At 71.9% G+C, this 9801-nt stretch carries 5 protein-coding genes; 2 read left to right on the top strand and 3 right to left on the bottom strand.

Translation table 11 applies throughout. The features are described 5' to 3' along the window. Positions 1 to 6: 6 nt before the first annotated feature. Both Q8X39_RS16355 and Q8X39_RS16360 read left to right on the top strand, forming a co-directional pair. Entirely contained in the window at positions 7 to 1701 is a 1695-nt protein-coding gene (locus tag Q8X39_RS16355; protein WP_305750742.1) for a sigma-54-dependent Fis family transcriptional regulator, read from the top strand. Positions 1702 to 1715: 14 nt separating this feature from the next. Continuing rightward, positions 1716 to 2483, top strand: coding sequence for a GntR family transcriptional regulator (locus tag Q8X39_RS16360; RefSeq protein ID WP_305750743.1), 768 nt, complete (start codon positions 1716 to 1718; stop codon positions 2481 to 2483). Here the strand turns inward: Q8X39_RS16360 and Q8X39_RS16365 are convergent. From Q8X39_RS16365 to Q8X39_RS16375, 3 genes are read right to left on the bottom strand one after another with little or no spacing between them, the layout of a single operon-like run. After that, positions 2468 to 5317, bottom strand: coding sequence for a sensor domain-containing protein (locus Q8X39_RS16365; protein ID WP_305750744.1), 2850 nt, complete (start codon positions 5315 to 5317; stop codon positions 2468 to 2470). The genes Q8X39_RS16360 and Q8X39_RS16365 overlap by 16 nt on opposite strands. A gap of 28 nt (positions 5318 to 5345) precedes the next feature. Next, positions 5346 to 8462 (bottom strand): efflux RND transporter permease subunit, encoded by a 3117-nt coding sequence (locus Q8X39_RS16370; protein ID WP_305750745.1) that lies wholly within the window; start codon positions 8460 to 8462, stop codon positions 5346 to 5348. A gap of 28 nt (positions 8463 to 8490) precedes the next feature. Further along, a complete protein-coding gene (locus tag Q8X39_RS16375; protein ID WP_305750746.1) occupies positions 8491 to 9633 on the bottom strand; it encodes an efflux RND transporter periplasmic adaptor subunit in 1143 nt (380 codons plus the stop codon). Positions 9634 to 9801 lie beyond the last annotated feature (168 nt).

A 9801-nucleotide genomic window follows, 5' to 3' on the forward strand; every position in this document is an offset into this window, starting at 1 on the left:
TCGGGCATGCGTGCCACCGACCCCTTTCCGCTGCCGTCCGACGCCGACCTGCGCCGGCTGGTCCATTTCTCGGCTGGCGACGGGCGGATCTGGCTGGCTGGCCACCGCATGCTGCTGGTCCACGTCGAGGCGCTGGGCTCGCTGCGGCGCGAGCTGATCCAGACCGTGGGGGTGCAGCAGGCGCGGCGGGTGCTGATGCGCGCGGGTTACGCCTCCGGCCAGCGCGACGCGGCACTGGCGCGCCAGGTGCGACCGGGCGCGACGCCGTTCGAGCAGTTCGCGGTCGGGCCGCAGCTGCACATGCTCGAAGGGGCGGTGCAGGTCACGCCCGAACGCTTCGAGATGGACCTGGAGGCCGGCCGTCATCTGGGCGTGTTCCGCTGGGACCATTCCTGGGAGGTCGAGACCCATGTGCGCCACTTCGGGCCGCAGCCCGAGCCGGTCTGCTGGATGCTGATCGGCTATGCCTCGGGCTATGTCAGCGCCTTCATGGGCCGGCCGGTGATCTACCGCGAGGCCGAGTGCGCGGCTTGCGGGGCTTCGCATTGCCGCATCGAGGGCCGCGTGCTGGAGGACTGGCCCGACGGCGAGCAACTGGCGCGCGACTACGACCCGGACTCGATGCTGGTGCGCATCGAGGACCTGCAGTCCACCGTCGACACGCTGCGCTCGACGCTCGCCCCTCGCGACGACCTGGGCGAGCTGATTGGCCAGTCGCGCGCCTTCCAGCGCGCCGCCGGCCTGCTGCGCAAGGCCGCCGGCACGAACGTGACGGTGCTGCTGACCGGCGAGACCGGCGTGGGCAAGGAGCGCTTCGCGCGCTCGCTGCATGCGATGAGCGGCCGGGCCGGCAAGCCCTTCGTCGCGGTCAACTGCGCCGCGCTGCCGGCCGACCTGATCGAGAGCGAGCTGTTCGGGGCCGAGAAGGGCGCCTACACCGGCGCGTCCAGCGCCCGCATTGGCCGCTTCGAGCGGGCCGACGGCGGCACGCTGTTCCTCGACGAGCTGGGCGAGCTGCCGCTGCCGGCGCAGGCCAAGCTGCTGCGCGCGCTGCAGAATGGCGAGATCGAGCGCCTGGGCGGCGCGCAGGTCCGCAAGGTCGACGTGCGGGTGGTCGCGGCCACCAACGTCGACCTGGAGGCGGCGGTGGCCAGTGGCCGCTTCCGGCGCGACCTGATGTACCGGCTCAACGTCTACCCGATCCCGATCCCGTCGCTGCGCGAGCGCCAGGAGGACATCGAGCCGCTGGCCACGCACCTGCTGCGCCACTACGCGGCGTTGCACCAGAAGCGCGTCGCCGGCCTGACCGATCGGGCGCTGGATGCCATGCGCCACCACCCCTGGCCGGGCAACGTGCGCGAACTGGAGAACCTGATCGAGCGTGGCGTCATCCTGTGCAGTCCCGGCGAGGCGATCGACGTCGACGAGCTGTTCCCGACCCTGCCGGCCGCGACGGCGGGCCAGGCCGTCACGGTCAGCGCCGAAGGCCATCTGGAGCGGGTCTCGCCGCCGGCCGACGGCGACCTGCTGGACGCCCTGCTGCGCAGCGGCCTGAGCCTGGACGCGCTGGAGGACAGCCTGATCCAGGAGGCGGTGGCCCGCCACAAGGGCAACCTCGCGGCGGCCGCGCGCACGCTGGGCCTGTCGCGGCCGCAGCTGAGCTACCGGCTGGCGCGGGTCAAGGAACGGCTGCGCGACTGAAGGCGGAACGCGACATGGCCAAGCGACCCTACATCCCTTCCGCCGACGCGCCCGATGGCGACCCGCGCGCGCCGATCGGCGGCTCGCGCACGCTGATCGAGCAGGCCTATGCGCAGCTGCGCGAGGACATCCTCGACGGCCGCCTGGCACCCGACGAGAAGCTGCGCGTCGAGCACCTCAAGGACCGTTACGGCGTCGGCGCGGGCACGCTGCGCGAGGCCATCACCCGGCTGGTCAGCGACGCGCTGGTGGTGGCCGAGGGCCAGCGCGGCTTCCGCGTCGCGCCCATGGCGCTGGAGGACCTGGCCGACCTGACCCGCCTGCGCGTGCAGATCGAGATCGAGGCGCTGCGGCGCTCGATCCGGGCCGGCGATGCCGGCTGGCGCGCGCGCGTGCAGGCGGCCTTCGACGACATCAGCACGATCGAGCAGCCGCTGCTGCCGCGCGATGCCCGGCGCTGGGAGCTGGCCAACCGGCGGCTGCACGAGGCGCTGATCTCGGGCATCGACTCGCCCTGGACCTTCAAGGTGCTGCACCAGCTGTCGCAGCATTCCGAGCGCTACCGCCGCGCCGCCATCGGCCTGGCCCACAGCGACCGCGACGTGCATGCCGAACATGCCCAGATCGTCGAGCTGGCGCTGAGCGGCCAGGAGGCCCGCGCCGCGCTGGCGCTGGAGGCCCACATCGCGCGCACGCCCGACCTGCTGGTCCAGCGCCTGCGCGAGGGCCGCCCCGGCGAGCGGGGCGCGGCCTGGCGCGGCGGGCGTCAGGACCTGGGCTGAATCGGCGTGGCGGGCACGACAACCGGCTCGGTCACCAGCTCGGTCACCGGCTCGGCCGGCTCCGCCATCGCCTGCCGCAGCAGCACCGCGAAGTCGTCGGCTGGCACCGGCCGGGCCTTCAGGTAGCCCTGGATCTCCTGGCAGCCCTCGTCGCGCAGGAAGGACAGTTGCTCCTCGGTCTCGACGCCCTCGGCCAGCGTGCGCAGGCCCAGGCTGCGGGCCAGGCTGATGACGCTGCGCACGATGGCCTCGTCGTCCGGGTCGAAGCGCAGGCCGCGCACGAAGGACTGGTCGATCTTGAGCCGGTCAACCGACAGGCGCTTGAGGTAGCTGAGCGAGGAGTAGCCGGTGCCGAAGTCGTCGATCGACAGCGACACGCCCAGGCGCTTGAGGCCGTCGACGGTGGCGATGGTGTGCTCGCTGTCCTCCATCGCGATGCTCTCGGTCAGTTCCAGTTCGAGCAGGTTGGCGGCCAGGCCATGCTGGCGCAGCGCGGTGATGACGTGGTCGCGCAGCGCCGGATCGCGGAACTGGGCCAGCGACAGGTTGACCGCCACCGGCACCAGCGGCAGGCCGGCCTCGCGCCAGCGGGCCAGCTGGCCGAGCGCCTCGTGCAGCACCCACAGGCCGATCGGGCGGATCAGGCCGCTCGATTCGGCGATCGGGATGAAGCGCGCCGGCGAGACCAGCCCCAGCTCCGGGTGCTGCCAGCGCAGCAGCGCCTCGGCACCGACCAGCCGGCCGGTCAGCGCGTCGAACTGGCCCTGGTAGTGCAGCCGCAGCTCGTCGCGACCCTGCGCCTGCCGCAGCGCGCGCTCCAGCGCGAGCGACTCGCGCACCTGCTCCTGGCTGGCGCGTGAATAGAAGCCGAGCCGGTCGCCGCCCTCGCGCTTGGCCTGCTGCACCGCCGATTCGGCCGCCTGCAGCAGCGGGCTCAGCTCGGCGCCGTCGGCCGGGTATTCGGCGATGCCGATGCTGGCCACGAGGTGGAAGCCCTGCTCGCCGACGAAGACCTCCTCGGCCACGCTGTCCTTGAGCCGCAGCGCGCGCTGGCTCAGGTCCTGCGTGTGGCTGCCCGACAGCAGCACGATGAAGTCGTCGGCGCCGCGCCGCGAGACCGTGTCCTCCGGCGCGACCGCCGCGACCAGGCGTGCGGCCAGCGTCTTGAGCAGCGCATCGCCGGTCTCGTGGCCGTAGGACTCGTTGATCGCGCCGAAGTGGTCGATGTTGACGTGCAGCACCGCCACCGCCGTGCGGTTGCGCATCGCGCTGGCGAAGGCGACCTGGGCCCGGTCGGCCAGCAGCACCGCGTTGGGCAGGCCGGTCAGCGCGTCGTGCGACTGCAGGTGGGCGATGCGGGCATCGGCGGCCTTGCGGGCGCTGGTGTCGGTGAAGATGCCGAGGTAGCGCTCGGTGCGGCCGTTGACGTCGCGGATGGCGCTGACGGACAGCCACTCCGGGTAGACCTCGCCGGACTTGCGGCGGTTCCAGATCTCGCCTTCCCAGCGGCCTTCCTGGAGCAGCTGTGCCCACATCGCGGCATAGAAGGCCTGGTTCTGGCGGCCCGACTTCAGCATCGCCGGCGTGTGGCCGCGCACCTCGTCCGGGCCGTAGCCGGTGATCTCGGCGAAGGACTGGTTGACGGCGATGAAGCGCCCGCGCGCGTCGGTGATGAAGATGCCCTCGTGGCTGAGCTGGAAGACCTGCGCGATCAGGCGCAGCTGCTCGTCGGCGCGGTGGCGGTCGCTGACGTCCTTGGCCAGCACCAGGCGCATGCGCCGGCCGTCGCGCTCGAAGGTGTGACCACTCAGCTCGACCCAGAACAGGCTGCCGTCCTTGCGCCGGTGCCGCCACTCGCCGGAGTTGGAATAGGGTTCCTGGGTCTGCCGCAGCGTCTCGATCCGCTCCAGCAGCCGCAGCTGGTCGGCGACCGGGCGGATGTGGGCGATGGTCATCTTGTGGAAGTCCTCGCGGCTGTAGCCGTAGGCCGCGATCGCCGCCTGGTTGACCGACTCGAAGTGCAGCGTCTCGAGGTCATAGACCCACATCGGCCACGGGTTGATCTCGAACAGCTCCTGGTAGCGCGTGGCGGCCTCGCGCAGGGCCAGTTCGGCCTGCTTGCGCTCGGTCACGTCCATCCAGGCGCCGACGATGTGGCGCGGCGCGCCTTGGACGTCGAACATCACCCGCAGCTGGTCGTCGATCCAGTGCAGCTGGCCATCACCGTGGCGGAAGCGGTACTCGTGGTGCAGTTCGCCGTCGAGCATCAGCTGGCGCTGGGCCATGTCGTAGCGGGCGAGGTCGTCGGGGTGGATGTGGCGTCGCAGGAAGTCGGGCGAGCCCAGCCAGGCGGCGCGGCTGTGGCCGGTGATGCGCTCGACGTTGTCGCCGATGTGGTCGATGTGCCAGTTGCCGAGCGCATCGGCGTCCGGCCGCAGCGAGTAGATCAGCGTGGGCGAGACGCGCAGGATCTGCGCCAGCCGGTCGCGCTCGGCCCGCAGTTCGTCACGCTGGTGCGCAGCCAGGCGCTGGCTGTGTCGCACCAGCGCATGGATCAGCCAGGCCGACAGCAGCACGAAGACCAGGCCCTTGCCGGACTGCAGCCGCAGCAGCAGCGCGCGGTCCTCGAACAGCGCGTCGAGCAGGCGATCGGAGCCGACGATCCACAGCACGCCGAAGGCGATGAACGGGAGCACGACGCGGCTGGTCGACGGCACCTCGGGCGTGCGGCCGGTCATGCCCGAGACGATCTCGGGCATGGCCGCCGGGCGGGTCGGCCGATGGCCCGGCCACAGGTTCTTGAGCCAGGCGGGAAGCGAAGGGAAAGCGGCCATGGAGGGGCAGGGGCCGGGTCGGCGGTGGTCAGGCCGGGCCGGTCGAGGCGTGTGTGGCGTTCGCGGAACCGGCCGGCGCCGCGGCCGCGCGGCGGACGAGCAGGCGCGCGCCCAGCCGGACCAGGTCATCGATGTAGGTGAACACCACCGGCACGACCAGCAGGCTCAGGAAGGTCGAGGTGATCAGGCCGCCGATGACGGCCACCGCCATGGGCTGGCGGAAGCTCGGGTCGGTGCCCAGGCCCAGCGCGATCGGCAACATGCCCGCGCCCATCGCGATCGTGGTCATGACGATCGGCCGGGCGCGCTTGTGGCAGGCGTCGATCAGCGCGTCGTAGCGGCTCTTGCCTTCGCGGCGCGCGATGATGGCGTAGTCGACCAGCAGGATCGAGTTCTTGGTGGCGATGCCCATCAGCATGATCAGGCCGATCAGCGAGGGCATCGAGAACGCGCTCTTGGTCACCAGCAGCGCGACGAAGGCGCCGCCCAGCGACAGCGGCAACGCGGCCAGGATGGTCACCGGCTGCATGAAGCCGCCGAACAGCAGCACCAGCACGATGTAGATGCACAGCACGCCGGTCAGCATGGCCAGGCCGAAGCTGGCGAACAGCTCGCCCATCACCTCGGCATCGCCGAAGTTGGCCCGCGTCACGCCGGCCGGCAGCTGGACCACCGAGGGCAGCTTCTCGACCGCGGCGGCGACGTCACCCAGCGGCTGGCCGTTGAGTTCCACCTCGAAGTTGATGTTGCGCTGGCGGTCGAAGCGGTCGATCTGGGCCGGGCCGGTCTCCAGCCCGATCTGGGCGATGTTGGCCAGCCGCATCGGGCCATGTCGGCCCGGCACGGTCAGCTGGCCCAGCAGGGCCGGATCGCGCCGCGCCGCATCGGGCAGGCGCACGACGATGGGCACCTGGCGCTGTGCGAGGTTGAGCTTGGACAGGCCGCTGTCGAAGTCGCCGGCGGTGGCGATGCGCAGCGTGTCGGCGATGGCCGCCGAGGTCACGCCGGCATCGGCGGCCAGCGTCGCGTCCGGCCGGATCACCAGCTCGGGCCGCACCAGGCTGGCGGTCGAGGCGATGTTGCCCAGGCCGGGCATGCTGCGCAGGTCGCGCTCGACCGCCTGGGCTGCCTCAAGCAGCGTGTTGCCGTCGTTGCCCGACAGCACCAGCACGTACTTCTCGCCCGAGCCGCCCAGGCCGACCGTCACGCGCGCGCCGGGCAGCGCCTGCATGGCCTCGCGCAGGTCGCGCTCGATGACCTGCTTGCGGGTGCCCTTGCGCTGGTCGCGCGGCTTGAGCGTCAGCGTCAGCGTGGCCTTGCGGACCTCGGCCACGCCGCCGCCGGCGAAGGGGTCCGAACCCGAAGCACCACCGCCGACCGCGGTGTAGACCTTGGTCACCATCGGGTTGGCCTGCACGATCGCGCGGGCCTGTTCGGCCGCTGCCAGCGTGTCGCCGAAGGTGCTGCCCGGCGGCAGCTCGAGGGTCACCTGCGACTGGCTGAAGTCGTCGGCCGGGATGAACCCGGTCGGCAGCAGCGGCACCAGCATGATCGAGCCGACGAAGAAGAGGAAGGCGCCGATGGCGGTCACCAGCCGGTGCCGGATGCTCCAGGCGACCGCGCGCAGGTAGGCCTTCATGATGCGGCCGTCCTCGCCGCCATGACCGGCCACGATGGGCTTGAGCAGGTAGGCCGACATCATCGGCGTGAGCACGCGCGCGACGACCAGCGAGGCGAACACCGCCAGCGAGGCGGTCCAGCCGAACTGCTTGAAGAACTTGCCCGGGATGCCCGCCATGAAGGCGGTCGGCAGGAAGACCGCGATCAGCGTGAAGGTCGTGGCGATGACCGCCAGGCCGATCTCGTCGGCCGCCTCCATCGCCGCCTGGTAGGGCGACTTGCCCATGCGCAGGTGGCGCACGATGTTCTCGATCTCGACGATGGCGTCGTCGACCAGGATGCCCACCACCAGCGACAGGCTCAGCAGCGTCACCACGTTGACCGAGAAGCCGAGGTACCACATGCCGATGAAGGCCGGCACCACCGACAGCGGCAGCGCGGTCGCGGCCACGAAGGTCGCGCGCCAGTCGCGCAGGAAGAACCAGACCACGATGATGGCCAGGATCGCGCCCTCGTACAGGAGCGCCAGCGAGCCGTCGTAGTTGTCGACCACCGGCTCGACCATGTTGAAGGCCTGGTCGAAGCGCAGGTCGGGGTGTTCGGCGAGCAGGCGGTCCAGCACCTGGCGCACGCCGGCGTCGACGTCGACCTCGCTGGCGCCGCGGCTGCGCGTGATCTCGAAGCCGACCACCGGCGCACCGTCCAGCAGCGCGGCGCTGCGCTGCTCGGCCACGGTGTCGCTGACCTGGGCGACCTGCGAGAGCCGGATGCGCCGGCCGTCGCTCAGCGGGATGTCGAGCGCGGCCAGTTCCTCGGCCGACTTCACCGTCGCGATGGTGCGCACGCTCTGCTCGCTGCCGCCCCAGTCGGTGCGGCCGCCGGAGGCATCCTGCTGGACCGCGCGCAGCTGGCGCGAGACGTCCGAGGCGGTCACGCCCAGGGCCAGCAGCCGCGAGGGGTCCAGCTCGACGCGCAGCTCGCGCGTCACGCCGCCCACCCGGGCCACCGAGCCGACGCCGTTGACGCTCAGCAGCGCCTTGGTGACGTCGTTGTCGACGAACCAGCTCAGGCCTTCCTCGTCCAGCCGGCTCGACGCGATCGTGTAGGTCAGGATGGGCGTGCCGGCCAGGTTGAGCTTGCTCACCTGCGGGTCGCGCAGGTCACCGGGCAGGTCGGCGCGGATGCGGTTGACGGCGTCGCGCACGTCGTCAACGGCTTCCTGGGTCGGCTTCTCCAGACGGAACTCGACCGTCACCGTCGCCACGCCGTCCTGCACCTTGCTGTAGATGTGCTTGACGCCCTGCAGCGCGGCCACCGCGTTCTCGATCTTGCGGGCGACCTCGGTCTCGAGCTGGGCCGGCGCCGCACCGGGCAGCGCGGCGCTGACGCTGACCGTGGGCAGGTCCAGGTCGGGGAAGTTCTGGATCTTCATCGCCCGGAAGCTCATCAGGCCTGCCAGCGTCAGCAGGACAAACAGCATCACGGCGGGGATGGGATGGCGGATCGACCAGGCGGAAACGTTCATGGGGGGACCTTGGGTCGGGTCGATCGGCTCAGGACTTCGCGGCCGGCGCGGCCTTGGCGGGCGGTGCCGGTGCCGTGACGGTGCGCACCGTGTCGCCGTCGCTCAGGAAGGCGCCGCCCTGGCGCACCACGCGGGCGCTGGCGTCGATGCCGTCGACCGCGACGCGCTGGTCCAGCCGGGCCAGCACGCGCACCGGCACCTGCGTCACCTTCTGGTCGGCACCGACCTGCATGACCACCGCGCGGCCCTCGCGCAGCAGCACCGCACTGGCCGGCAGGGTCAGGGCCTGGCGGCTGTCGAAGGTGAACTCGCCGCGCGCGAACATGCCGGGCTTGGCATCGCCTTCCGGACCGCTGGGCAGGTCGACGTAGACCAGGCCGTTGCGGCTCTGCGCATCCACCGTCGGCGCGACCTTGCGCACCTTGCCGGTGATGCTGCGGCCGGCCGGCGTCGTCAGCTGGGCCTTGTCGCCCGCCTTCAGGCGCGACAGCTCGGCCGCAGGCACCTCGGCCCGCCATTCGAGGCGACCGGCGCGGATCAGCCGGAACAGGTCCTGGCCATTGCCGCCGATGCCGCCGACCGTAGCGCTGCGCGCGCTGATCACGCCGTCATCGGGCGACAGCACGCGGGTCTGGCTCAGGCGCAGGCGCTGGGCCTGCAGGGCGGCCTCGGCAGCCGCCACGCGGGCCTGCGCGGCGGTCTCGGCGCTGAGTGCCTGCTGGACCTGCTGGGCACTCAGCACGCCGGTGTCGCGCAGCGCGCGGGTGCGCTCGGCGTTGTCGACCGCATCGGCCTGCGCGGCGCGGGCCTGGGCCAGCGCGGCGTCGAGCTGGGCCAGGTCGGCCTTGATCGTGTCGGCGGCGAACACCGCCAGCAGCTGGCCGCGCTTCACGCGGTCGCCAACATCGACCAGCACCTCGGCCAGCCTCAGGCCGGTCAGTTCGGCCCCGATGCTGGCTTCCTGCCAGGCCGCGATGTTGCCGTTGGCGGCCAGCGTGACCGGCACGGTGGCGCTGACCGGGGAGATCACCTCGACGCTGAGGGCGGCCTTGGCCGGCGCCGAGGCGGCCGTCTGTGCCGTCGCCCTCGGTGCCAGCGCGGGCAGGGCCAGCAGCGTGGCGGTCAGCACGGTCGCCAGGGCGACGGGAACGGTTCGGTGCGGCAGTGGCATGGCATCCATCGGGGGGTGTGGCGTCGGGTTTCGGCCTGGATCGGGTCGGTGCGACAGGGAACGCGGCGCAGTTTACTGGTCAGGTCTGCCGGGCCGATGTCGGGTCCTCGGCCCCCACAAGCGCCGAGGACCCCGGCCTTGCGGCGCGGGGTCCTCGTGGGGTGGCGG

The organism is Leptothrix discophora (assembly GCF_030705305.1).
Lineage (GTDB): Bacteria > Pseudomonadota > Gammaproteobacteria > Burkholderiales > Burkholderiaceae_C > Sphaerotilus > Sphaerotilus discophorus.

Excerpts from the sequence above, each read along its gene's own strand:
- Q8X39_RS16355 (WP_305750742.1), top strand. The coding sequence starts at position 7 with ATGCGTGCCACCGACCCCTTTCCGCTGCCGTCCGACGCCGACCTGCGC.
- Q8X39_RS16360 (WP_305750743.1), top strand. The coding sequence starts at position 1,716 with ATGGCCAAGCGACCCTACATCCCTTCCGCCGACGCGCCCGATGGCGAC.
- Q8X39_RS16365 (WP_305750744.1), bottom strand. The coding sequence starts at position 5,317 with ATGGCCGCTTTCCCTTCGCTTCCCGCCTGGCTCAAGAACCTGTGGCCG.
- Q8X39_RS16370 (WP_305750745.1), bottom strand. The coding sequence starts at position 8,462 with ATGAACGTTTCCGCCTGGTCGATCCGCCATCCCATCCCCGCCGTGATG.
- Q8X39_RS16375 (WP_305750746.1), bottom strand. The coding sequence starts at position 9,633 with ATGCCACTGCCGCACCGAACCGTTCCCGTCGCCCTGGCGACCGTGCTG.